The organism is Paenibacillus sp. PCH8 (assembly GCF_002968835.1).
Classification (GTDB): domain Bacteria; phylum Bacillota; class Bacilli; order Paenibacillales; family Paenibacillaceae; genus Paenibacillus.
Window position 1 is genome coordinate 845595 of the sequence record NZ_PKQK01000002.1, and the last position, 24143, is coordinate 869737.

23 protein-coding genes and 2 pseudogenes are annotated in these 24143 nt (G+C 47.1%); 11 read left to right on the top strand and 14 right to left on the bottom strand.

All coding sequences use genetic code 11. The annotated features are described in order from the left end of the window. Positions 1–313: 313 nt before the first annotated feature. The 7 genes from C0Q44_RS16605 to C0Q44_RS16640 all read right to left on the bottom strand — a co-directional run bounded on the left by C0Q44_RS16605 (position 314) and on the right by C0Q44_RS16640 (position 6476). Positions 314–1273 (bottom strand): hypothetical protein, encoded by a 960-nt coding sequence (locus C0Q44_RS16605; RefSeq protein WP_374955111.1) that lies wholly within the window; start codon positions 1271–1273, stop codon positions 314–316. A gap of 121 nt (positions 1274–1394) precedes the next feature. Beyond that, on the bottom strand, positions 1395–2036 hold the full coding sequence (locus tag C0Q44_RS16610) for a VOC family protein (protein ID WP_105408358.1): 642 nt from the start codon (positions 2034–2036) through the stop codon (positions 1395–1397). After that, positions 2033–2491 carry a VOC family protein gene (locus C0Q44_RS16615; RefSeq protein ID WP_105408359.1) on the bottom strand — a complete coding sequence of 153 codons (459 nt, stop codon included), beginning with the start codon at positions 2489–2491 and terminating at the stop codon, positions 2033–2035. Before C0Q44_RS16615 ends, C0Q44_RS16610 begins: the two co-directional genes overlap by 4 nt. Before the next feature lie 45 nt (positions 2492–2536). After that, positions 2537–3112, bottom strand: coding sequence for an NADPH-dependent FMN reductase (locus C0Q44_RS16620; protein ID WP_105408360.1), 576 nt, complete (start codon positions 3110–3112; stop codon positions 2537–2539). 189 nt (positions 3113–3301) lie between these two features. Further along, a complete protein-coding gene (locus C0Q44_RS16625; RefSeq protein WP_105408361.1) occupies positions 3302–4036 on the bottom strand; it encodes a response regulator in 735 nt (244 codons plus the stop codon). 18 nt (positions 4037–4054) lie between these two features. Further along, entirely contained in the window at positions 4055–5722 is a 1668-nt protein-coding gene (locus tag C0Q44_RS16630; RefSeq protein ID WP_105408362.1) for a GAF domain-containing sensor histidine kinase, read from the bottom strand. Positions 5723–5993: 271 nt separating this feature from the next. Then, positions 5994–6476, bottom strand: a complete 483-nt coding sequence (locus C0Q44_RS16640; protein ID WP_105408364.1) for an ArpU family phage packaging/lysis transcriptional regulator — start codon at positions 6474–6476, stop codon at positions 5994–5996. Between the two features lie 752 nt (positions 6477–7228). Here C0Q44_RS16640 and C0Q44_RS16645 point away from each other — a divergent pair. From C0Q44_RS16645 to C0Q44_RS16655, 3 genes are all read left to right on the top strand, one after another. Next, positions 7229–7672 carry a helix-turn-helix domain-containing protein gene (locus tag C0Q44_RS16645; protein WP_105408525.1) on the top strand — a complete coding sequence of 148 codons (444 nt, stop codon included), beginning with the start codon at positions 7229–7231 and terminating at the stop codon, positions 7670–7672. Positions 7673–7714: 42 nt separating this feature from the next. Next, positions 7715–8131: an ImmA/IrrE family metallo-endopeptidase gene (locus C0Q44_RS16650; protein WP_105408365.1), complete on the top strand. Its 417-nt coding sequence runs from the start codon at positions 7715–7717 to the stop codon at positions 8129–8131. 181 nt (positions 8132–8312) lie between these two features. Beyond that, positions 8313–10109, top strand: a complete 1797-nt coding sequence (locus C0Q44_RS16655; protein ID WP_105408366.1) for a 5'-nucleotidase C-terminal domain-containing protein — start codon at positions 8313–8315, stop codon at positions 10107–10109. Between the two features lie 576 nt (positions 10110–10685). Here the strand turns inward: C0Q44_RS16655 and C0Q44_RS16660 are convergent. Further along, positions 10686–12478: pseudogene (locus C0Q44_RS16660) on the bottom strand (proline--tRNA ligase). Between the two features lie 502 nt (positions 12479–12980). On the opposite strand from C0Q44_RS16660, the gene C0Q44_RS16665 reads away from it, so the two are divergent. Further along, a complete protein-coding gene (locus tag C0Q44_RS16665) occupies positions 12981–13652 on the top strand; it encodes a 3'-5' exonuclease (protein ID WP_105408367.1) in 672 nt (223 codons plus the stop codon). Positions 13653–13654: 2 nt separating this feature from the next. Here C0Q44_RS16665 and C0Q44_RS16670 read toward each other — a convergent pair whose 3' ends face one another. The 3 genes from C0Q44_RS16670 to C0Q44_RS30250 form a co-directional block, all read right to left on the bottom strand. Then, on the bottom strand, positions 13655–14626 hold the full coding sequence (locus C0Q44_RS16670; RefSeq protein ID WP_258166371.1) for a helix-turn-helix transcriptional regulator: 972 nt from the start codon (positions 14624–14626) through the stop codon (positions 13655–13657). A 160-nt stretch (positions 14627–14786) separates the two neighbouring features. After that, entirely contained in the window at positions 14787–15491 is a 705-nt protein-coding gene (locus C0Q44_RS16675) for a hypothetical protein (RefSeq protein WP_105408369.1), read from the bottom strand. A 207-nt stretch (positions 15492–15698) separates the two neighbouring features. Next, a complete protein-coding gene (locus C0Q44_RS30250; RefSeq protein ID WP_181151035.1) occupies positions 15699–15866 on the bottom strand; it encodes a hypothetical protein in 168 nt (55 codons plus the stop codon). 333 nt (positions 15867–16199) lie between these two features. On the opposite strand from C0Q44_RS30250, the gene C0Q44_RS16680 reads away from it, so the two are divergent. The 6 genes from C0Q44_RS16680 to queF all read left to right on the top strand — a co-directional run bounded on the left by C0Q44_RS16680 (position 16200) and on the right by queF (position 20392). Next, positions 16200–16655, top strand: a complete 456-nt coding sequence (locus tag C0Q44_RS16680; protein WP_105408370.1) for a hypothetical protein — start codon at positions 16200–16202, stop codon at positions 16653–16655. A gap of 18 nt (positions 16656–16673) precedes the next feature. Continuing rightward, entirely contained in the window at positions 16674–17378 is a 705-nt protein-coding gene (locus C0Q44_RS16685; RefSeq protein ID WP_105408371.1) for an AIM24 family protein, read from the top strand. A 370-nt stretch (positions 17379–17748) separates the two neighbouring features. Continuing rightward, the gene (gene queC, locus C0Q44_RS16690; protein WP_105408526.1) at positions 17749–18429 is read left to right on the top strand and encodes a 7-cyano-7-deazaguanine synthase QueC; all 681 of its coding nucleotides are present in this window, start codon (positions 17749–17751) and stop codon (positions 18427–18429) included. Beyond that, the gene (gene queD, locus C0Q44_RS16695) at positions 18426–18917 is read left to right on the top strand and encodes a 6-carboxytetrahydropterin synthase QueD (protein WP_105408372.1); all 492 of its coding nucleotides are present in this window, start codon (positions 18426–18428) and stop codon (positions 18915–18917) included. The genes queC and queD overlap by 4 nt, the downstream gene beginning before the upstream one ends. A 127-nt stretch (positions 18918–19044) precedes the next feature. Beyond that, positions 19045–19755: a 7-carboxy-7-deazaguanine synthase QueE gene (gene queE / locus C0Q44_RS16700; RefSeq protein WP_181151052.1), complete on the top strand. Its 711-nt coding sequence runs from the start codon at positions 19045–19047 to the stop codon at positions 19753–19755. A gap of 145 nt (positions 19756–19900) precedes the next feature. Beyond that, positions 19901–20392 carry a preQ(1) synthase gene (gene queF, locus C0Q44_RS16705; RefSeq protein ID WP_105408373.1) on the top strand — a complete coding sequence of 164 codons (492 nt, stop codon included), beginning with the start codon at positions 19901–19903 and terminating at the stop codon, positions 20390–20392. 140 nt (positions 20393–20532) lie between these two features. Here queF and C0Q44_RS16710 read toward each other — a convergent pair whose 3' ends face one another. Further along, entirely contained in the window at positions 20533–20745 is a 213-nt protein-coding gene (locus C0Q44_RS16710) for a hypothetical protein (RefSeq protein ID WP_105408374.1), read from the bottom strand. 210 nt (positions 20746–20955) lie between these two features. Between C0Q44_RS16710 and C0Q44_RS16715 the strand changes: the two genes are divergently transcribed. Further along, positions 20956–22230 carry an MFS transporter gene (locus C0Q44_RS16715; protein ID WP_105408375.1) on the top strand — a complete coding sequence of 425 codons (1275 nt, stop codon included), beginning with the start codon at positions 20956–20958 and terminating at the stop codon, positions 22228–22230. Positions 22231–22613: 383 nt separating this feature from the next. Here C0Q44_RS16715 and C0Q44_RS16720 read toward each other — a convergent pair whose 3' ends face one another. Further along, positions 22614–23102, bottom strand: a complete 489-nt coding sequence (locus tag C0Q44_RS16720; RefSeq protein ID WP_105408376.1) for a prolyl-tRNA synthetase associated domain-containing protein — start codon at positions 23100–23102, stop codon at positions 22614–22616. 57 nt (positions 23103–23159) lie between these two features. Continuing rightward, positions 23160–24003, bottom strand: a pseudogene (locus tag C0Q44_RS31815) (EcsC family protein). Positions 24004–24143: the final 140 nt, after the last annotated feature.

Consider the following 24143-nt stretch of genomic DNA (forward strand, 5'->3'; position numbering starts at 1 on the left):
TTTAGTCTTTAATACCCGATCAGGGCAAGGCGGCAATCACCGAATTTAAATAACTGGCCCCATGGCCGGTCTGTACTTTAGCGTATGAGCTGTCGGGACGCTTTCCTTGCTACTGATCGATAATACAATCTTACCTTCTTTTTCTGTTCACGCTGACGGTAACCGGTATGAATTACGCCTGTTTGTAGTTGTCTCGATGGCGTTTAATTGTCGGTTTTAATCTGAATAAAGCACACCCTCGAACATCCATAAAAAAAGCACCTGCCTGCTTCGGCAAGTGCTTGTCATTGTCCTTTCATATGATCATTTGTATCTATGCGATGATATAACGAAAATTCTCCCAGATCTGTGGTAATGGCTCCCCGTTCTTCGCATGGTGATAGAAGCTGAACGGGAATTTGAATACATGGCCTCCGTTCCAATCACAGGAACGTCTGTCGGTAAGCCAATATTTCAATTCATGGGGGAGCGCCACCGACCGTTCCGCCCGTGTCAATGGCATCTGGTCTACGGGTGATTGCAGTGTCGGCACCTCTAATTCCATGTCCACATCTCGGGTTAACCGCAGCGCCTTCACCATCGTCAGAAACGGCGGGATGCCTCTGTGGAACAAAGCCGGGTAACCCAGTTCATATAATATGTTAAGCGCATGTCCATAAGTCAGCATATGACCGATCAGATCATGGTGCGCTTCCGCGTGATATATGGTTCGGAATGCACCAAGCTCATCCAGAATCAGGCGTGATAGTTGCGCTGGCAATTCGATTTCGGGAAATCCATCTTTCTTTTCCGGCTTCAGGCTGCGGATTTCTTTCATGGTCGTGTTCATCCAGGATCTCCCTGGAATCGTTCGATCGAATGAATCGATCAGTTGAACTAGCCGATCCACATCCTCCGCCGTGCCCCATCCATCCAGTTCGCGAATGGCTTTCAGGCTGATTGCCCCATAGATGGCCTGGTGTCCAACCCAGTACAGCTCTCCAATGGTTCGATGCAATGCGTCCGTAATACGCGCTTCGGCATCTTCCCTGGGCATCATCTCACCTTCGAAAGAGGTCTGACCAGAGCTGATTCCATGCTGGCGAAGCATGGCTTTGGCTTCGGCGGTAACACTGCCGGCGGCAAGGGCAGTGAGACGATTTTCCCGTACCCAAAAGTATGCCGCAATCGCACCCGCCCCATAATGGGCATGCCACAGATCTCCTGTACGTTCCCGACTGGAAACAATAATTGCGAGTCCTTCTTCCAACAAACGTCGATCCAAGCTTGCCACCACCCTTCGAATGATATAAACCCTCCCCATGAACTACCCTGGATTGATTCAATAAAGCGTTTACTTCTATAACATGATGGAATTGCTCCACATATGCCCGTTTAGCCCCGGAATACAAAGTTTAGCCGATTCGAAGCTTGCCTACGTCACGGATGGACACTTCCAGCGGATAGATCTGTGCCTTTTGCTTAGAGAAAAACCACGTCCGTTCCTTCTTGACTACAATAAACAGACCGTGCACATCCCCTACAGGAGCAAAGGTATCACTACCCTCACCCCAGCGCGCTAATCCAAACTGCTGAAGCTCATTCACCGTAGACAGAACATCATCCGTCACTAGTCCAATCTCACATACTTGTAATATATCCTCTGTGGTGAAGTCACGGTCATGGTCACTCTCGTTCTGTACGGTATGATGGGCAATCAGCTCAATAATATTGCCTGCCGGATCTTCAAAATAGAGGGAGTGAGAGTCCCAATTGGTTGAGTATGTCTCATCCCGACTCCCATCCCTGCTTAGGGTAACACGTGGTGTAACCCACTGCTTGGCTTGCTTGAATCGATTCGTCGGAATCATCCAGGCAAAATGATAGAAAGGCTCACTCTCCGTCTTACACGGTTTGAATATCATCTTCGTCCTTCCAACCTGCAGGTTGAATTCCTGATTCGTCGCATCGGACACCTTCATGCCCAACGTATCGCGATAAAAACGCTTGAGGTCCTCCAACCGTGTTGTATATAACTGTAATTCTTCAATCATCATACGGTCTTCTCCTGCATCTCCTCCCACTGACTCCACGGCACCATGCCAAGTTCAGGCTTCGCTTCATCCGGGAGCATGGCGATGAATTCAAGCAAATGACCATCCGGATCGTTAAAATATACAGATACCGCAGGCATCCAGCCGAAGACGTACAGTTCTCCGATATCATCATTCAAGAAGTTCTGTGTCTTGATCCCTTTGTTCTCCAAGTGAGCCACCGCATGCTTCATATCCTCCAGAGATACATGAAAAGCAAAGTGCTGACGCTTCACCTCGGAAGGTTCCTTTTGCCACAATCCCAGCATGGCATTCCCTTTTCCACCGATCCAGTAGAAGGAGTTCCCACGTTCTTTCTGCCCATAGGCATGGGGTAAACCCAGGACCGTTTCATAGAAATGATGGGATCTCTCCAGATCCGTCACGTTTAGATGTGTTTCAAATATGCCTGTAATCATAATGCTCAACCTCTTTTCCTTTTCCCATTTTATCTTCCTTGGTTCTCAACTCATGGTAGAATTCCGCGCATTCGTTAACGTCTGGGCCAGATTCAAAAATGATCCAAGAACCCGCTTAACCCGTTCCTCGATATCCTGACTGCCTTCATACTCTTCGTATCCGTCAAATGTCGCTTCGAATCGTCTGCGCTGTGCACCACCAATGGAAATCCACTCCTGTGCATTGATGCCATGCAGATTGCGAACAATCGCTTGCAGTTGTAAAAGAGAACTTACCCCCACTGCTCCGCCAGATGAGCTGATGGACAGGACGGGCTTGCCACTGAAATGAGCCTGGCTCAGGTGATCCAGTGCATTTTTGAGCACACCGCTAATACTGCCGTGGTACTCTGGCGTAGACAGGATGATCGCATCAGCCGCGAGCATACGTGTATTCAGGTCTGCCAGATGTTCATGGTCCGCCTGTTTATCATCTGGTGCGTAGAATGGAAGTGGCGTCTGATACAGATCAAACAGGCTGGCCTGATGTCCCTGTCCCCGAATAATCTCCACAGCATACTCTCCCAAACGCGTACTGGTTGCATTGTTGCGATTACTGCCTGCCAAAATAACGATATTCATCCTATCACTCTCCTGATTCTTTTATGGTTAATAACGCTCATGTTCCTCCACGATCTGTCTTGTGCTATCTTTATCTTACCTTTCTTCCGTTGCTAATTCGTCAGCAGATAGACTTAACTTGAAGCACCAAAAAACTCAACCTTTAGGTTGAGTTTATACGACTTACGTATGAAATTATGTCGAAAATGGTCAGACGACCCAGCCGTTTCTTACGGCATGAAGAGCCGCTTGCGTACGATCCGCCAGCCCCAATTTGTCCAGCAGATGACTGACATGGGTTTTGACCGTTTTCTCCGTAATAACCAGTTGAACCGCGATTTCCTTGTTACTTAGTCCTTGAGCAATCAGGCTCAAGACCTCTTGTTCACGACGGGTAAGCATATCTGGACCACTAAGGGATGCTTCAGTTGATTTTCCAACCTGCTTTGGGTCCTGATGTTGGCTGTCCGTTGACCGATTGGTCGGTGTATGCTCAGATTGCTGTTCATTCATCGACCAATCGCATGAAGCCATCACATGCATCAATTGGCCTGCAGCCGCAGGATGCAACTCCACCTGACCCGCATGCACATTGCGGATCGCTCCTGCCAGATCCTCCGGTTCAATATCCTTGAGCAGATATCCTTTGACTCCTGCACGAACAGCAGGTACGACATGATCCTGATCAGAAAACGAAGTAAGCACAATGATCCGCGTGTCTGGCATTAACGTACGCAAGCGTCTGGCTGTCTCAACTCCGTCCATGACTGGCATGTGTAAATCCATTAATACCACGTCCGGTTTGAGCGCTTCCGCCTGCTCCAGAGCTTCCTGCCCGTTCGATGCTTCGCCCTTCACTATCATGTCTTGTTGCGTGGTCAGAAAAACGTGCAGCCCTCGTCTCACCATCGCATGATCATCCGCGAGCAAAATTGTAATTGGCAACTCTTCTTCCCCCTGACTTCATACAGATCCGAACGGAAGTGGAATGACTGCCGTTACTGTCGTTCCCTTGCGGGAGAAACTAACTATCTCAAAATGGCCTCCGAGCGATTCTGCCCGTTCCTTCATAATGGACAGCCCAAGTGAACCTCCAGGCGATGCTTTACGCCGTTTGGCACCTCCCTTTCCCTGATCCGAGACGGTGAGTGCCACTTCATGATCACTTAATTTGAGGGAGATATTCGCTGAAGTAACCCCGGCGTGTTTACGTATATTATTGAGCGCTTCCTGTCCGATTCGCCAACATCCTTCTTCTATATTACGTGGCAAAGACCGCATTCCTGTCCGATCCACCATCACTTGAAGCCCTTGACTTGTGCCATATTCCTGTAGCGCATGAAGCAATCCTGCTTCCAGTCCCGCTGGACGAAGTTGCATAATTAATGCGCGCATTTCCTTCAGAGCCTCCTGAGACAAGGCCCGAATATCCTTCATGACATCCGCTGCGGGGTGTACCTGTTCGGAAGCAGATAACATGCTCTCCGCACCTTTGGCCGTTAACGATAGGGAAAATAGAATCTGATTGACTGAATCATGCAAATCCCGGGCCAACCGGTTTCTCTCTTCCAGTCGTGCCAGTTCGCGGCGATTCTCCGCCAGCTTGAGACTCTCCCACGAGGCCGTAATATGCTCGGCTAGTGCCTCCAGCACCTCACGATCTGAGTGCGCAGAGTCATAGGATTCCATGCCAATCACCAGAATCCCTGCTTCCCCTGGCATATGATACGGAAGAGGAGCTGCCATTCCCGAAGTTAGGGAATGCATAGTCTTGTCCGGTTCGCACAGCGTGAAGATCTCTGTCCTTTCTGTCGCCGACAGGGATGCAGCACGATGACTATCAATCACACGGTTCATCTGATCTGCCACTTTCGATGATAACGGCTTACTTAATGACGTTCGAACCCTGCCATCTGCATAAGTAGCCTGCACCGTAAATGCACCACTGCTCTGCTGAATGATTGCAGCCAAAGGCCAGTCATAATGCTGCCCAAGCAATTCCACAACCGTTTCGGAAAAAGCTTCTGCATTACCGCACTCGTTGACTGCATGGCCCAAAGCTGTGCTGAACTCCCCCAGCTTGACATACAGATCGGCTCGTCGTTGCTCTGTGCGATACAATCGCATTCGCTCCATTGCGCTTCCGATCTGGTACGCAACACTTTGCAACAGCGCTAGTTCGCTGTCACTGAAATGTGCCTTGGCAGGTGCAGCAACATTAAGTAGCCCCAGCATCTTATCACCTGACCGCAGTGGAACTGTAGCATGATGAGTGATACCCTGGGTATCTCCCCATTGAAAGTCCACAGCGTTCTCCAGCCGTTTACAGTTAATGATGTTCACTGCATGATTCAATCGTCCGTCCTTGAAGCGATTCACACACCAGCAGGTACCCGTTCGCATCGGCTCTTTGTCTTTATGCTGTAAGGCAGGCGGCAAGTTATAATTGGAGACACAGGTATAGTCCCCGCGTTCATTAATGAGAAACACCCAGCCGGCAGTTAATCCGGTCAATTCCAGCAATTTGCCGACCACCGTATCCAACATCAAGCTCAGATCATTGGACGTATTGAGCGTTTCCGCAATCGTTTTCAGGGTAACCATTTCCTGCATTCCAAATTCTTCCGACATGGCAGATTACTCTCCTTTGACTAGGGCGTGTCTGGAAACTCCGAAGGAAGCAGATTTTGCCTAATTTTCGTTCCAAGCAAGGAAATTTTTCGCAGGCGTGCCGGGGCACGTCAAGGGAAAGTGACGCAGCAGGGGGCGAAAAGGCGGTAAAAGATGCACTTCAGCGAGTTTTCAGACACGACCTAATGCCAACTGTGGTTTGTCCAACTATTGTAACCAATCCACTGTGGATATTAAAGGATCAACTTCTTGCACAGATTGCACAGATCTCTTAACCCAGCTTCTGCCGCTCTTTCCGCGACACAGATAGAGGCTCCATATTAATCAAACCACGGTCCGACAGAGCCAGTGCCATTTTGTAGAAGGCACGGGTACGAATCTTCGTGTACGTATCCTTGCTAACAGGTGGATCAAACACATGGTTATACACTTTATAGTCAAACACATCATCATCCTTCAAGTACCGCTCACATACGAGTACGCGCTCCTTCTCACTCAGCCGGGACACAATAAAATCAATCGTATCGCAGTATGCCTGACGCGCACGCTGCACGTCCACATTGAAAATCGCCGTTCTCGCCGTGGAATCCCCTGTCACATTGGTTGCACCATGGAAACGCTCGGCATAACTTGCCGTCACCATAACCTCTCGTTCTTCAAATGCAATGGTTCTATAGATCCGGTATTTTTCCAGCGCAGCTTCAACAGCCGTTTGCGTTTTGCGTCGGTCCAATTCGGGCAGCATCAATTCCATATTCATTCTCCTCCTTAACCAAAGTTATAAAATGAAAGCCTACTCGCTTCGCTTTTCTAGCATGTTTCGATCCTCTTCGTTCCTGCGAGACTTAAAACTCCCTCTATACAAGTAATCTCGTATTCATCTCATCCTTGGAATAATAGAAAATACTCTTTTTAATAGAATTGTCCCGTTCTCTGAAATAATAACGACTTGTTCAATTTTCCCCTGTTGCCTTTTGGAATCACTTCAAACCGCTATAATCCGGGTCAATTCCACTTTTCAGAAGGCGATAACAGAATACATGTCCGCCTTAACTTTACATTTTGTTCGTATATTGTTCGTATTTCTATTTGAGGATACCACTTTCTGGAGATCGGAGTAAACCTTCATTTTGGTTCGTTTTGACGATAAAATTAAACCTTCGCTCTCATTTCCTATGCCTTTTGGCATAATTGTTTCATATCTCTTTACCTAATGGTATATATACGATATAGTACTGTTTAATTATGATTCTCGTATAAGTCATTTGATGTTTATAATTTAAGATCTGGATTAGACATGCACGTTAACGGAGAGGGCAGAAAAAACCTGAAGAAGCGAAGCGTTCGCCTTTATCACCGAAATTCTACCTATTAAGAAATAAATTCAAGAAATTCGGGGATAACAGCGATCGGAGGGTTGTTCTGCCATCGGAGTGGCCTGTGCAAACACGGGTTCTCTTCATTTATAATTTCAATCACTTATACGAATCAAAGGAGTTGGCATACATTGTGGAGAACGCTTTTGGTCCTTATATGAAACAACTGCGCGAGCAACAGGGTTACAGCATCAATCAGCTCGCTGAAGCAGCAGGAATAAGCAACTCACAGATTTCGCGCATTGAGAATGGAGTACGCGGTGTGCCCAAACCAGCCACCATCCGCAAAATATCGGATGCGCTTTCGGTTCCCTATACCGATATGATGAAGCAGGCTGGCTATATTGAACCAGGAAGCTCCGCTGAACTTCAGGACGTACCGGAATGGGCGACATACAAAGACCGCCGTGATTTCAAAAAGATGCTCGAAGATGAAGATGATCTGATGTTCGACGGCATTCCACTGGATGAAGATGACAAGAAACGAATCAAGGATGTGCTGACAGGCCTGTTCTGGGAAGCCAAACAGATGAACAAACGCAAAAAGACAGACGACTCGGATAAGCGCCCATGACGCAAGAAGAATTGAATTTAATGAAGCCGTAGGTGAAACCATATGGATGACATCGTAATAAAGCTGATTCGAAAACACCGGACCAACTGTCCTTTCAGCATTGCCCGTGCGGTTGGAATACAGATTCGTTTTACCAATCTGGGAAAGTCCACCAAAGGACTGTACTTTCGCAAGCTCCGGCGCAGGTTTATCGTCATACATAATGATTTGCCGCCGGAATGGCAGCGATTCGTATGCGCCCATGAGCTTGGCCATGACCGCCTTCACAAAGGAATCAATCGTTTCTTTCTGGAGGAGCATTCCTATTTTGCTCCAGGTAAACTGGAAAGACAGGCTAACCGTTTTGCCATTCAGTTGTTAACGTCCGGGGTAATGCCTGAACCGGATGAATCTCTGGAGAAATTCTGTTTACGTACCGGACTGCCACGTGAAGCGCAGCATTTTTTTTACACCATTTAAGAACATATGTTCTTTCGAAGGGTTATTCCCACTCTATTTTCCATTAGAAGATTCACATGTCACTTTCAGGTTACTTATTTTTACGTAAATCGCGAGATTTCCACATAATAGTCTGTTAAAATACTACATGGGCTATGCAAATGCTCAAGTCGATTATTATTTTGGGAGGTTATTTATTCATATGAAAATCTGGAAGAATTACGTTTCACTTCTGCTAACGGTCTGTTTGCTGTTTGGCAGTGTAGGTATTGCCGCGGCTGCAACGGACACCACTCCGGGCACGGGCAAACACATCACCATACTACATACGAATGATACGCATGCACGCGCAGTTGAGTCCTCACCTGCTATGGGTTTCGCTAAAGTTGCTGGAATTGCGGACAAATACCGCAGCGAGAACCCGAACACGCTTTTACTTGATGCTGGAGATGCTGTGCATGGTACAACGTTTGCCACGCTCGTTAACGGTGAGAGCATCGTGAAAGTCATGAATGAAATGGGTTACCAAGCGATTGTTCCGGGTAACCACGAATTCAACTATGGCTCGGATCGCCTGATCGAACTGGCGGACATGATGAATTTCCCCATGCTGAGTGCCAACGTGAAGAAAAAGGACGGAACACGTCTCTTCGATCCTTATCTCATTAAAGAAGTGGATGGCGTGAAAATGGGTATTATCGCCCTGACTACACCGGAAACGTTGTACAAAACCAATCCAAAAAACGTAGCAGGCCTTGATATTACGGATCCATCTGCGGAAGCTAAAGTTCTGGTGAACGAAATCCGCAGCAAAGTAGATGTTGTTGTTGTATTGGGACACCTTGGACAAGACGCGTCCAGCACGGACACTAGTTTCAAAGTGGTTAAAGAAGTTCCAGGCATTGATGTATTCATTGATGGTCACAGCCACACCGTGCTGCAAGATGGACTTGTATCCGATCACGGAACATTGATCGCAAGTGCAGGAGAATACACCAACTATGTAGGTGTCATCGATCTGTGGGTAGACGGTGGCAAAGTAACGAAGAAACAAGCAACATTGATTGATGAAACGGAAGCCAAAGACATCAAACCAAATGAAAAAGTCGCGGCTCTCGTGAACTCCATTCAAAAAGAACAAGAGCCTATTTTGAAAGAAGAAGTAGCCAATACAGCAATCCTGCTGGATGGTAAACGTGAACAGGTACGTGCAGGCGAAACTAACCTGGGTGACCTGCTTGCCGATGCGATCCGTGATGTCAGCAAAGCCGATATCGCACTGACGAATGGTGGCGGTATTCGTGCTTCTATCCAAAAAGGTATTGTAACTAAAGGCGATATCATCACAGTGCTTCCATTTGGTAATCAGGTAGTAACCCTTGAAGTGAAAGGGTCCGATGTACTGGCAGCCCTGGAAAACGGTGTAGGTTCTTACCCGGAACCAAGTGGCGGATTCCCGCAAGTATCTGGAATCAAATTCAGCATTGACTCTTCCGCAGCTAAAGGTAGCCGTGTACATTCCGTAACCATCGGCGACAAAGCCCTTGATCCGGAAGCTACGTATACACTGGCAACCAACGACTTCACAGCTGTTGGTGGTGACGAGTACACGATGTTCAATAAATATGCTACAACAGGTATGTACGGCGCGCTGGACGAAGCATTGATCAACTACATGCAGAAGCTCGGTGCTGTAAACATCCAAACAGATGGCCGAATCAGTGAAGCAAATAAACCTGCAGTAAAGCCGGAAGCTCCGGTAACCGAAACACCAGCTCCAATCAAGCCACAACCAGAAACACCAAAACCGGAAAAACCGGTTAAACCAACACCAAGCAAACCAGCTCCAGCCAAAGTGCATGTTGTTAAAGCCGGAGATTCCTTGTACTCCATCTCCAAACAATATGGCACAACGTGGCAGTCGCTGCAAAAGCTGAACAAGATCAAAAACCCACACTGGATCTATCCAGGTCAAACATTGAAACTGCCAGCAGCATAACGAATGAATCTGAATAATAACAAAACGGGTGTCCCTCAAGCCGGAATACTGGCTGAGGGACACCCGTTTGTCTGTTTCATCTTGTTCACATCATTCACCGATAAGTCTACGTACATTCACTGCGGACATCCCCTGCTAGTCTTGGCAATAATCTGAGACAAAAATATATCCAAAATGGCTATTTATAGCCCATCTTTATCATTTTCATTGGACACTGAACTATAGGAGATATCACCGGAAATGCCGAATTCATGCGGTTATTGCCAATTAAGAACGACATATCTATCTTCTCATTTTTACACACTTGCACATAAATCCACCTGAGTATATTCATCTTCCATCGCTTAATTATAAAATGACCTTTATACAGAATACGTACCGTGCGAATATAGTCATTTCGTCTGATACAATATATAAAACTCTACCTGTTTATATGCCTACAGCCCTCTTTTTCAAGCTCCGCTTCCATCTTTAGCATCCAAAACCATCTACCGCATAATATTCGGTACTATTATAAGAACTCATATAATATGCATGCACGTATCATGAAGATCTCATGACTAGCTCACGTGAAATCTACGAAATAACCTGTTCCTTCACGTAGCGAACAGCCTCCTGTGCGGTCAACCCGATCCGTTTCGATTCACCTGATGCTGCAAGTGTGTGTGATCCCAGTTCGACCTGACCTTCTGCTGCACCTCTGCCAATGACGATCTGGACCGGCAGTCCGATCAACTCCGAATCCTTGAATTTCACACCTGGGCGTTCATCCCGGTCATCCACCAATACACTGTATCCACCATCAACCAATTGCTGCTCCAATTCCAGCGTGAGCTGACGCTGCTGCTCATCCTTCCAGCTTACCGGAATCAGATGCACATCATATGGCGCTACAGCAGCAGGCCATCTAATCCCCTCATCTCCTGCATACTGTTCGGCAATAGCTGCCATCAGGCGAGATACCCCTATTCCGTAACAGCCCATCACTGGAGCGCACTGGCGACCATTTCGATCCAGGAAGGAAGCGCCCATGGCATCACTGTACTTTGTTCCCAGTTTGAAAATGTGTCCGACCTCAATACCTTTGGTAAACACAAGCGGCGATCCACACGTTGGACAAGCATCCCCTTCGGCAGCAAAGCGGATTCGTTCTACTCGCTGCAATGCAAAATCAATCCCTGGGCGTACACCGGAAACATGTACATCCATTTCATTGGCTCCTATAATTGCACGCTTCATCACTGCCACGTCAGCGTCCACCACCATCGGCAGATTTAGTCCAATCGGACCCAGAAAACCTACTGTCAGATTCGGGTGTGCCGCAATGGCAGCATCATCTGCGAGGACCAATTCCTCTGCACCCAATACCTGTTTCAGTGCGATGTCATTCACTTCATGATCCCCGCGAACAAGCGCAGCAACAAGTTGACCATCAGCCAGATAAAGTAGCGTTTTAATTATATGCTCCGCACCTTTGCCCACATAAGAAGTTAGCTCTGTAATAGTACGGACTCCTGGAGTCGAGATACGAACCAGAGATTCTTCTGCTGTAAGCTCATACGCATGATGAACCGATGTTGAATCTATCGGATCTACCCGTTCTTCTGAATCTCTCGACACTTCTGTATCCTTCACGAAAGATGCAGAAGTCTGATAACCAGCTTTCTCCAGATTCGCTGCATAACCACAATGTTTACACGTTACAATCGTGTCCTCTCCCACATCAGCAAGAGCCATGAACTCGTGAGTTTCCCCTTGACCACCAATCGTTCCCGCATCTGCTTCAACCCGGATATAGTCGAGACCAAGACGCTCCAAAATGCGTCCATAAGCTGCATTCATCGCCTGATAGGTACGATCCAGCTCTTCCCAATTCGAAGCAAAGGAGTACGCATCTTTCATGATGAATTCGCGTCCACGCAGTAATCCAAATCGTGGGCGACGTTCATCCCGGAACTTGGTTCCAATCTGGTACAGGGTGAATGGCAGCTTACGATATGAATTCACCTCGTCCCGAGCTAACGCGGTTACGGCTTCTTCATGTGTTGGTCCAAGAGCAAATTCTCGTGCATGACGATCTTTCAAGCGCATTAATTCAGGGCCATATTGTGTATACCTCCCAGATTCTTCCCACAGTTCGGCAGGCTGCATAATGGGCAGCAATACTTCCTGACCCCCGCACGATCCATCTCTTCGCGTACAATCCGTTCAACATTCAATAATATACGCCGTCCAAGGGGCAGATAACTATAGATCCCTGCTGCCAGCTGGCGGATCATGCCGGAACGCAGTAACCAGCGATGTCCTGCAGCATCTGCCTCCGCCGGGGCTTCACGCAGCGTTGGAATAAGCATTTCATTTTGTCGCATCTAAACACACTCCCAATCTTCCTGATTGTTATCGGTTACCTTGAGTTATAAACAGCAAAAAGACACATCCGTCAAGGGACGAATGTGTCGTGGTACCACCCTTGTTTAACTGTACTTTAATCCGCAATCCGCTCGCAATTTTCGCGATCTGTGGTGTAACAGTCCTACGGGGCATAACGGACCCTTCCGGCGGAGGTTGCAACCCTGACTGAATGGGCACTCTCATCCGCAGCTCGCGAGGTAGGAATTACGAAGCAGCAACAGGTACCTTGCACCATACGGTTCCCTCTCTGTTGAAGCTGACCGACACAATCATGTCCTCGTTCTAACGCTGTTATCATTTTTGATCACATTAGTTCATTTAGTAGAAATTGTCAACCATACCCCGTTAACATAAAATACAATGAATTCCGTAACGATGGCTGACATGACAGCACGTTCCCTGTAATATAGAGAAATAAGAATTATACCCTTCGTATTAATCGATAAAGGAGCTTGTCCTATGCCATATATTATATATGATCTTGAATTCACAGTAAGCCGCAATACTCGTTACTCTGCTGAGATTATCGATATCGGTGCCGTCAAAGTTACGGAAAGTGCGGATGGATTAGCCGTTACGGATACATTCCATACCTATGTTCGTCCTTCCAACAAATCCGTTCTGTCCACGGATACCATCCAGTTCACTGGTATTACGCAAAAAGATATTGATGCGGCTCCCCTTTTTCCCGAAGCATTGAATCAATTCATTGCCTGGATGGGAAGTGACCCCTATTACATGTGTTCATGGGGACCCGACGATCGTAGCAAACTTCTCTCCCATTGTCGTACTCATCAGCTCGATGTTGCCTGGATTACCAACCACAACGACCTCCAGCAGCAGTGGTCGCGTACAGTGCGTAAGGAAGGCAAGTTCCGTCAACTCGGACTCGCTCAGGCTCTTGAAATCTGTGGAATCGAATTCGATGGTACCCAGCACCGCGCATTGGATGATGCCATCAATACAGCCAAGGTGTTCATGCATCAATTCGACCAATTCACTCTGGAGAACAACTGCGCAGCGGATGATGAGGGCATTGCATCCAAAGTGGTCTATTCCAGTTCCGCAGAAGATGAAGACAAAGAATCTCCTTTTGGCAATCTGGCGAGCCTGTTCAAAACCAAGGAGTAGCCTTAACTTCTATTATACATTTGTTGCCAACGGTTCAAGCGTTCTTTCATTATATTGCGGCATGACTCGGGTTCGAGAATTTCCGCATCAGGTCCATATTTAGAAATCCATACGAGTATCTCCTCAACATCACTTAATATAGCTTCAAATAACAGGCTACCTTCGGGTTCTATAGTTAAGATGGGGCGCACAAAGAACTGCTCTTGCATGACACGCTCCACAGCACGAGATGAGAATCGAATTTTGAACGCAGTCCACTCCGCACTCCTCTCGTATGTCCAAGGAATGCGGAAGTGAGATTGTATTAAGTAATCGTCTTTGCGAAACGTGCGTGGCAATATCCGTATCCTGTGCAGCCGGCTCACCTGAAATATTCTGAGTTTTTCCGACAGATGACAATATGCTAACAGATCAAATCTGTATTCACGTGGGATAAGACAGTAAGGATCTAAGCGTACAACCCCTTTTTTACCTTGAACCAGATACTCCCCTTCAACGGTGTTCTGTGAAATTCCAGCCTGAAGCAAGGTTATTAGCGACTGATTCAGGGAATCAGTGTTGTCATTTTGCCATGCGGGTAATCCCACCTTGAACATGCCGCTAATTTGCTCCGACCATTCCACTCGTTCTGTCTTGTTTTTCTGACTCGAAGCAACCACTTTCTCATATGCGCTCTCAAAAGCAGGTTTCAGCAAAGGACGAATATTCTCCATAACTTCAGCAAGATGCACGAAAGCTTGGGCTTCTTCATCAGACCAATTTAGCGGATACATGGCGAAATGGCTGATAAACATGTACCCTCGCCCGTGTCCCATATTAGCGATTGGGATATGCATGGCACTGAGGGCCTCCATGTCTCGGTATATCGTCCTTTCCGTTGTCTCGCATCGCTCGGCAAGCTCACGTGCCAGAATGCCCGGCTTGGCCTGCACCAGCGTAATAATGCGCATTAATCGGATTAGTCGGTCTGTCATTTTGCCGGGCCCTCCACGATGTTGTTTCAATAAATTCGATACAACTCCATCCATTTTTGTATTCGTATGTTGTTTAGTACATTCGACTTTTTCCCTGACTTCACCTTCAAAAATCTATGTAGAATCGCTCTATATATACCCTTACCACCTGGATTCAGATCTATTTACCTAACATCGTTTTTTCACGATTTCCATATCCGGTAGTAAACGTGATTCCATAGTGATAACGCAGCTTCTCAACAATCTCGGCTTCCGCGTAATAATCCAAATCTCGCTTGCGCGCAGCTTCAATTAACAGAGCATCTGCATGACGACGCAACATATTACTTCCTTCATGTACCCGGCCTCTCTCGTAGGCACGTAAGGCTTGTTTGATCAGCGGTACCGTCTCACTTAACTTGATGGTCTTCTCCACTTTCGGATCTTCTGGCTGGCGCAACATGCCCAAGTGACTGGTATATTGAATATACAGCTGCTCTCTTCGTAACAGTACGCGTTGACTTTGCTTCAACTTTCTTGTGCTCCAATAAGCTGAACATACAGCAGCTTTTCCCGACATGCGTGGTCCCATGACAAATTCCAGCAAAATTTGTTTGCTCTCTCCCTTGTATACATCACCAAGCCTTAGTACCCAGCCGATATCTGTTTCCTTGGAACGACATCCATAGATGCCTTTGAGTTGTACTCCAAATTCCGGTTTGAGCAAAAGTTCCAAATCCCTTGAGACAATTTTGGGTGCTATTTTCCTAAGTCTTTTGGCAGGGGCACCGTTACGCCACTCCACCATCATATATAGGGGGTTGGCTCCCCCTGTCGGTATGGCCTCTTTATTCCACGAATAAGATACTTCAAAGACTGTGTTCACTGGTAGTCTCTCCCCCGATTTATATGTATTACCTTCTAAGTTATCAGGGTGAATGGACACTATATTGTCACGGAACACATGTTCTCATTAAATTTTTCCAATATATTAGTTTTCTATGCCTTATTTCGGCTGAATACGACATGAAACGACGAAAAAGCTTGGCAATATGCCAAGCTTTTCAATCACTTCTCTATGACAAGTCCCAACTTAAACGTTAGGTTGATTCATTCCCATTTTGTGCAAATATTGTACAGAATCGGCTTCTGCTATTGGGGCATACGTGACGCTGTCAATGACCAGCTTGCGTCCAACAGGCTCACCGTTAACCGTGATCATGATTGTTTTGGTTGATGTGTTCTGATCTGCTGTGTACATAACATTTTCTACTCCTTTAAGTTCTTCATCTTGTGTGTGATTGGATATATGGGTTAGATCCATTACATTGCGCGTTTATGAACAGCATGCACCCGGAACTGATGTAGAAATATGCGCGATAACGGTCCGGTGTGCATCCTATCCTTCTATTACCCCACAGACTTATAAGCTAAACAGCCCATACCCTATTAATTTTCAAGAATTCGGGTAATAAAACGATATCATCTTGAACCTATTGTCACACTTTTGACGTATAATGTAAGAGCCGTATTTCAACAATAGACGACGAAATCGGCGATCCATATACCTAAACCGAAGAAAGAGGTGTTAACGATGCCAAAATCCGTTCAGGGTTATTTCCTTCGGGTGTTATTCACCACATGTATTCTGTTTACCGTTTCGATCGCTTCAACAGTACATGCAGCCAATGCCAATATATTCACGGATATATATAGCGGATGGGAACGAGTCTCCGAATTGCCTGGAGAAGTGAACGCTCTGCAGGAAAGTTACAAGCAAACACTGGAGCAATTAAATCAAACGTCCGCCCAGTTGGGACAAGCCCAGGCCAATGTCGAAGCATTCAAGACCCAGAATGATCAGCTGCTGGCTCAGAACCAGAAGCTAACCGAAATGGTCAGTAAACTACAGGATGACCAGGATGCCAAAGCGGCAACTGGCAAACGAATTCAGACGATGATTATAACTGTCGTTTCTCTCATATTAGGTTACTTTATTCTGATTCGTGTGATGCGCTGGGGAATGCGTCGCCGTTCGGGCCGAGTATAAAAGAACAGGAGCAACCGCATGAACATACATCTGAACCATGCTGAGGCTGGCGGAGCTGGACAAGTTGTTACATTCTCGCTGATTCAGGATGACCGCCTTCATATTCTGCATCCGCAGCAAATTGTAGCCTTTCGCGGCCACAGTAGCAGTCGTAATGATAAATTCATGAATATCACGGGTATATATCGCAAAAAAAAGCTGATTAAATCCGAAATCACCGGACCTTGCCAATTTGTGGCTGCCCTTCCTCCCGGATTCACCATGAAAGAAGTGGAGCTCACGGAGAACAGTGATCTGCTCTATGACTTCCGCCACCTGTTCTTCTACTCCGATGGTGTGACCATGCATACCAAAATTCAGAAAATCAAAAACATGCTGATCACCCGTGATGCAGTGAAAATGAAATTTTCCGGCAAAGGCAAAATCGGATTGCTGACTCAAGGTCAGGTCTGCCAGCAGGAATTGCACCCGACAGCCCCGCTCTATGTAGATGCAGGTAGCATTATAGCCTATCCTGAGAATGCACATCTGGAGCTGACGGTGTACGGGAATAATCTGGCCAGTCAGCACATGAATTATCATTGGAAGATGACTGGACATGGCTCGGTGCTCTTCCAAGCCGGACGTGAGAATCACAGACTGGAGCAGGATATGAACGATGAAGGGTTATTCAAACGAATTCTGAAAGAAGTTATTCCTTTTGGAAATGTATTGATTAAATAGAGTCTGTCTTGTGCTTCCATGAATAGTAACATGCTGACGCCATGGAAACTGTGTTATACTGTACCGGACAATTGAAGAAGAAAATCCATGCCTGTGGCATGGGAGAGGTTCGCGAACTCCCTCTATAAGACTTGACCATGTAATGGTCACGATAAGTCTTACGTATATGAGACACGGTGCTAGTTATACTCATCGTGTTGCGCCATGTACGTAAAAAACTAAGAACACTTGCTCATTACTGCTTTTTTGAAGCGGTTATTGAGAAGGTGTGTTTTTTGATGGATGCCAGTTCATGAACTTCTCTGTTCTTCCGACACTCTGTGCCTTTGCGCATGGATTGATCTTACGAAGATGGAGAGGTTTTTTTATGTTGAACGAAGAAAAAGCAGTCGTTGTATTCAGCGGCGGTCAGGATAGTACAACTTGTCTGTTCTGGGCCAAAGAACAATTTGCCGAAGTTGAGGTGGTTACCTTCGATTATGGACAGCGCCACAAGCTGGAGATCGAATGTGCCACTGAGATTGCGAAGGATCTGGGCGTACAGCAAACGGTATTGGATATGAGCCTGTTAAACCAGCTCGCACCCAATGCGCTCACGCGTACCGATGTGGAGATTACCCATGAAGAAGGCGAACTACCGAGTACATTTGTGGATGGACGGAATCTGCTGTTCCTTAGTTTTGCGGCCATTCTTGCGAAGCAAAAAGGAGCACGTCACCTGATTACAGGTGTATGCGAGACTGATTTCAGCGGATATCCAGATTGCCGGGATTCGTTCGTGAAATCGATGAATGTGACACTCAACCTGTCGATGGACTATCCATTTGTCATTCACACCCCGCTCATGTGGCTGGATAAAGCCCAAACGTGGAAAATGGCGGATGATCTAGGTGCATTTGACTATGTCCGCGAGCGTACCCTGACCTGTTATAACGGCGTAATCGGCGATGGCTGCGGTGAGTGCCCAGCTTGCCAACTGCGCAAAGCCGGACTGGATCGCTATGTACAGCAGCGAAGTGCTGCGGAATCGGCGGGAGTGAATGTGCGATGAGAGAGCCCGGAACGTTCCGCATTGTTGAGCGATTGCAGCGGATTGACGATGACATTCTGCCCACACAACTGAGGTATCATCGCAAGCGTGTGCTGGTCAGCAAGGAGTTCACCTTCGATGCAGCGCATCATCTGCATTGTTATGAAGGCAAGTGCAAGAATCTGCACGGTCATACGTATAAAGTGATTTTTGGCATCAGCGGTTATCCGGGTGAGACCGGGCTGACGGTTGATTTTGGACATATCAAGGATATATGGAAAACTCAGATCGAGAGCTATCTGGATCATCAGTACCTCAACGAGACCCTCCCTTTAATGAACACAACGGCTGAGAATATGGTCGTCTGGCTGTTCGAACAGATGGAACATGCGTTGCAAACGGAGCCCTATGCTGGACTGACAGACGGTGGGCGGACAGAGTTTGTCCGACTCTTCGAGACACCGACCAGTTACGCCGAGGCGAGACGGGAGTGGATGATCGGTGAGTAGTATGGAAAAGCAGGAGCTTAGCTCGTCAAGCAGAGATTTCGGCATACTTCACCCCTCATCCGATACACCCGTTGAGAAACATCCGGTCAATGAGACGGAACCTCGCAAAGAAGCTCGTATTCCTGTGATGGAGATTTTTGGACCGACGGTGCAAGGCGAAGGTATGGTCATCGGTCAAAAAACGATGTTTGTTCGCACCGCGGGCTGCGATTATCGCTGCTCCTGGTGCGACTCGGCCTTTACCTGGGACGGCAGTGGCAAGGACCAGATTCGGATGATTACGCCGGAGGACGTATGGGAAGAATTGCGCCGCGTAGGCGGCACGCGTTTCTCCCATGTCACCATCTCCGGCGGTAATCCCGCCCTGCTTGCTTCGCTGGGCGGATTGGTTGCCCTGCTGCGGGAGAACGGCATCCGCACCGCGGTGGAGACGCAGGGCTCCCGCTGGCAGCCTTGGCTGGCGGACATTGACGAAGTCACTGTCTCGCCCAAGCCACCCAGCTCAGGCATGGACACCGACTGGGCCGTGCTGGATGATCTGATCGGGCGGTTAGCCGCAGGCCCGGTGGGAAGAAGTCATAGTCTGAAGATCGTCATCTTCGATGAGACAGACCTGGACTATGCCCGCCGTGTGCATGCACGGTATCCGGGTACGGATTTATTTTTACAAACCGGGAACCCGGATGTGACTTCAGCTGATACGCCAGATCTGGCGGCCTCGCTGCTTGCTCGTTATGAGTGGCTGATCGACCAAGTCAGTGCATCCGATGACCTGAACACCGTTCGTGTCCTCCCACAGCTGCATACGCTGGTATGGGGAAACAAACGCGGCGTCTGATGAGCAGTATGGGTGGAATGGGCGGCATGATGTAAGGTTGAGAAATGTCCTCAGACAATGAAATGAATTATACAGGCAAAATTGCCTGTTCATATATACCGCGAGGCTTAGGGCTTTGACGGAAACAAGGAGCGTTTACGAACCGATGAGACAACCTGATGAAATGCAAGATGTGACGTTGCTGGGCAACCAGAACGTCAAATATACGTTTGAGTACGATGCGGGCATTCTGGAGAACTTTGATAACAAGCATCCATACCGGGATTATTTTGTGAAATTCAATTGCCCGGAGTTTACCAGCCTGTGCCCGATTACGGGACAGCCAGACTTTGCGACGATCTATATCAGCTACATTCCTGATGTGAAAATGGTGGAGAGCAAATCGCTCAAGCTGTACCTGTTCAGCTTCCGCAACCATGGTGATTTCCACGAGGATTGTGTGAACATCATCATGAACGACCTGATCAAGCTGATGGACCCGCGTTTCATTGAAGTATGGGGCAAATTCACACCGCGCGGTGGCATTTCCATTGACCCATACACGAACTACGGCAAGCCGGGAACGAAGTACGAGCAGATGGCAGATCATCGCATGATGAATCATGATATGTACCCGGAGACGATTGATAATCGTTAAATCGTCAGGTTCATCCTGTATAAAATAGAATCATAGAATGCCAAAAGCCGGACTCTTCAAATCTGAAGAAGTCCGGTTCTTTCTTTGTTTAGTATAAACCTGTATGAACCTCAGTCTCAATACAATGGATCGCAGCGCATTCAAGTAGACTGATCTTCCTTTAGTTCTTTGACTTTTTTGATATAATGTCTCAACATCAGCACACCCATCGATTGAAAAATGATAAATATGACGATGGCAGCGAATAGAGATTTCGGTGCAACATATATAGCCTGAAACGTTATTACAGCCATATATACAATAGTCATCACCAGCTCACGTTTGGCAGAAGCATACGGTGATAGCGATTTCATATCCACCCCTCTTCTGGCCTCTTCACACATAAATATGGATCTTCTTACAGTAGATGCTAAAGTAATACATTTCTTTTGTAAATGGACGTTTTCTCTTGTTCCCCTTGTCGGCCCAATCAATCTGTCCTATTATGTAACAATATGCTTACATGCATAGAATACAACATCAGGCGCTGATCCCTCGTGACCGCGACCAAAGGAGAACTGTACATGTCTACACAAACCACATTAGCCAAGGACGCCGAATCGCGTTCGAAAGCCCCACCCGGATTGGATGCTCAAAGCACCGTATACCGGATACTCATTGCCATCAGTCTGGTGCATCTGTTCAATGATTCGATCCAGTCTGTCATTCCGGCCATTTTTCCCATTCTGAAAGACTCTATGCACCTCACCTATACGCAGATTGGATGGATCTCCTTCGCCATCAACTTTACCGCGTCTATCATGCAGCCTGTAGTAGGCTGGTTTGCAGATAAAAAACCAACGCCATCCATATTGCCCATCGGCATGGGCTTTACGTTTACCGGCATGTTGCTGTTGGCCTTTGCTGACAGTTATACTGCCGTCCTGATTTCCGTCATCTTCGTCGGTCTAGGTTCCGCGGCCTTCCATCCGGAAGGTTCACGTGTATCGCACATGGCCGCAGGGCCTCGTCGGGGCTTGGCTCAGTCCATTTTCCAGGTCGGCGGGAATGCCGGACAATCCCTTGCTCCACTGCTCACGAGATGGATCTTCATCCCGTTTGGTTTGTTCGGTGCAATCGGGTTCACAGGCATTGCTGCTATGGGTATTGCGATTCAAATCTATATTGCCCGTTGGTATGGACGTATGCTGCAATCGGGCGGGTACCTGCGGAAACAGGCCGCGGCCCGTCGTACACCGAATCCTGCTTTGCGTAAAAAAATTGCCGCGGCCATTACGATACTGATCTTACTCGTCTTTGTCCGTTCATGGTATATCGCTTCCATTGGCAGCTTCTATGCGTTTAATCTGAAGGATACCTTCGGATTGTCCACAGAGGACGCGCAGATCTACATCTTCCTGTTCCTGGCTGCCGGGGCACTTGGTACGTTCTTCGGAGGCCCGCTGGCGGATCGATTCGGCAAACGCAACCTGATCTTCCTGTCGATGGCTGGAGCCGCTCCGCTGGCTCTATTATTGCCTTATGCCAATCTGTTCTGGACGGGCGTATTGTTAACCATCATTGGGTTTATCATGTTATCCAGCTTCTCGGTTACGGTTGTGTATGCACAAATGCTGATTCCGGGCAAAATCGGAACGGTCTCCGGTCTGATCACAGGTCTCGCATTTGGTATGGGTGGTCTGGGCGCACTCGTTCTGGGCAACTGGATTGACGTCTTCGGCGTCTCACCCGTGATGCAGATGTGCAGCTTCCTGCCATTATTGGGGATTTTCACCTTCCTGCTGCCATCGGATAAGTTACTTAACATCTGGGCCAAAGAAAATGGTAGTGAAGAGTAAGAAATACTTTACTTACGTGGCACCATCGCCATTATAAGACGTTAAGCTGAGCTAACGAACCTGACAGCACTTATTTCAACGAATACTGCTGAATTCACAATCTAAAGAATCTGAACGACGCTATTCCCTAGAAAAAGGCCGCAAACCTTGTAATATACGTGCGAAATATAGAAATAACGTGTCTGAGATTCTTTAGAAATCAGGATTAGTGGAATATCGCCAAATAGCGTCTCCTGAGTTCGTTAGATTCCACTTAGTCACCTACATTTGCAGCCTGAATAATAAGTCTCCCCTAACAAAAGGGTTCCCGCCAAGTCTGTATTTTCAGACCGGCAGGAACCCTTTTGTTGTATTTGTTTTGCTTGTATTTAGCTTCAAACGGTTTATTCCACGTCACACATAACAACGACGCTACCTTGAGCTGTAATGAGTTCCCTTACATCTTCAAAATCAAGGAACACCGTCGCCGTATTTTCCATGGGATGAATTCCAATTTTCTGACCGACTAGATCCTTGTCAAAGACGACGGTTACGTTTTTCTGAATATTATTGAGAACCCCCATTGGATTGACGTGCCCTTTTTCCAGTCCAAGGTATTCCAACAAATCCTTTTCGCTAGCAAAACTTAGTTTGCGGCTAGGTATCTTCTCGCTTAAACTTCTCAAATCCACTGATTTCGTACCAGCGATCGTCACCAGATAATAGTTCCGCTTCTTATCATCACGCAGGAATAGGTTTTTAACGATATGTTCTGTATGTGGAATTTGGTAAGAGAATATTTCCTCCATCGTATATACTGCGGGATGTTCAATACTCTCGTAAACGATATTATTGCGATCCAAAAGATCATAGAAACCTTGTTTGTTTAACATGTTAAATTCATCTCTTTCAATGAAGTATTATTCTGCAATATTACTTTTTCTCTAATATTACTTCAAACGCTGAAGGATCAGCCTTTTTTTGTATAGCATTTTGCCTGCTTCCGCTACATCCCGGATCGTATTTTTGTTGCTCACCGAGCCGAATACCATACCAGCAATCGGAATGAGCTGGAACAGCTTCTTCCAGCCAAAAGATTCACTGTAGGAATTAAACACTTCCCGCCAGCCCTGCATCTGTGATACGACCTCCATTGGCTTGTCCGGATTGTCGTAAGCGGCCAGTTCCTCAATGATCGCTTTCTTGCCCACAATATCGGCGGAAGAGAATTGCAGACACTTTACAATGAAGATACGCTCCAGTGGTTCATCCGGGTCATATCCGTAACATAGTGCCATCTCCTGCAACACCTTCAGGGAAAGACCCATCACCATGGGAATATCTGCTGCGATCGTAACAATGCCACCAAAACCTGTAGCGGCCCCTGAGCTGCGGCAAATTTGGTTCGACTCTCGATAATATTATCGGCAACCCGATTCAGCACCTCTAACGGCAGATTTTCCACACTATGAATCTTGGCCTTCCCTCTGCTTCAGCATCCTGTTCCACACGGTACGTATGATCCATCATAGAATAACCGGACTTTTCCGCTTCCTCTTGCAACAGCTTCGCTATCTTTTTCTTCTGTACGAGGAACTTGCCCCCGTTCTGTACATACTGACCGACCTCGTTCAGGGAGTCTCCGATCTTCTGTTTCAGCGCTTTCGGCATCACTTTATCCAGCATGGCGAATGGCAACCGCCCAATTTTATCCCATATAAACAAGTCTTTCTGCTGTTTCTCCCATTTCAAAATTTGCTCAAGTTCCCGGTCCAACGTCTGGCGTGAATCCATATGTGATCCTCCTAATAGGTTGTGTATCATAATCTATATATTCCTCTTACGCAGAGATACACGTTATGGTTGCTTCCATATAGAGCAGAGGTAGGGAAATCCAAATCGCTCTATCTTATCGTTTACATACGAAAGAACCC

Bases quoted from the DNA above. Each gene is read 5' to 3' on its own strand.
- C0Q44_RS16715 (WP_105408375.1), top strand. From the start codon at position 20,956: ATGTCTACACAAACCACATTAGCCAAGGACGCCGAATCGCGTTCGAAA.
- C0Q44_RS16720 (WP_105408376.1), bottom strand. From the start codon at position 23,102: ATGTTAAACAAACAAGGTTTCTATGATCTTTTGGATCGCAATAATATC.
- C0Q44_RS16610 (WP_105408358.1), bottom strand. From the start codon at position 2,036: ATGATGATTGAAGAATTACAGTTATATACAACACGGTTGGAGGACCTC.
- C0Q44_RS16710 (WP_105408374.1), bottom strand. From the start codon at position 20,745: ATGAAATCGCTATCACCGTATGCTTCTGCCAAACGTGAGCTGGTGATG.
- queE (WP_181151052.1), top strand. From the start codon at position 19,045: ATGGAGATTTTTGGACCGACGGTGCAAGGCGAAGGTATGGTCATCGGT.
- C0Q44_RS16640 (WP_105408364.1), bottom strand. From the start codon at position 6,476: ATGGAATTGATGCTGCCCGAATTGGACCGACGCAAAACGCAAACGGCT.
- C0Q44_RS16680 (WP_105408370.1), top strand. From the start codon at position 16,200: ATGCCAAAATCCGTTCAGGGTTATTTCCTTCGGGTGTTATTCACCACA.
- C0Q44_RS30250 (WP_181151035.1), bottom strand. From the start codon at position 15,866: ATGTACACAGCAGATCAGAACACATCAACCAAAACAATCATGATCACG.
- C0Q44_RS16620 (WP_105408360.1), bottom strand. From the start codon at position 3,112: ATGAATATCGTTATTTTGGCAGGCAGTAATCGCAACAATGCAACCAGT.
- C0Q44_RS16655 (WP_105408366.1), top strand. From the start codon at position 8,313: ATGAAAATCTGGAAGAATTACGTTTCACTTCTGCTAACGGTCTGTTTG.
- queD (WP_105408372.1), top strand. From the start codon at position 18,426: ATGAGAGAGCCCGGAACGTTCCGCATTGTTGAGCGATTGCAGCGGATT.
- C0Q44_RS16670 (WP_258166371.1), bottom strand. From the start codon at position 14,626: ATGACAGACCGACTAATCCGATTAATGCGCATTATTACGCTGGTGCAG.
- C0Q44_RS16685 (WP_105408371.1), top strand. From the start codon at position 16,674: ATGAACATACATCTGAACCATGCTGAGGCTGGCGGAGCTGGACAAGTT.
- queF (WP_105408373.1), top strand. From the start codon at position 19,901: ATGAGACAACCTGATGAAATGCAAGATGTGACGTTGCTGGGCAACCAG.
- C0Q44_RS16630 (WP_105408362.1), bottom strand. From the start codon at position 5,722: ATGTCGGAAGAATTTGGAATGCAGGAAATGGTTACCCTGAAAACGATT.
- C0Q44_RS16665 (WP_105408367.1), top strand. From the start codon at position 12,981: ATGCCATATATTATATATGATCTTGAATTCACAGTAAGCCGCAATACT.
- C0Q44_RS16650 (WP_105408365.1), top strand. From the start codon at position 7,715: ATGGATGACATCGTAATAAAGCTGATTCGAAAACACCGGACCAACTGT.
- C0Q44_RS16615 (WP_105408359.1), bottom strand. From the start codon at position 2,491: ATGATTACAGGCATATTTGAAACACATCTAAACGTGACGGATCTGGAG.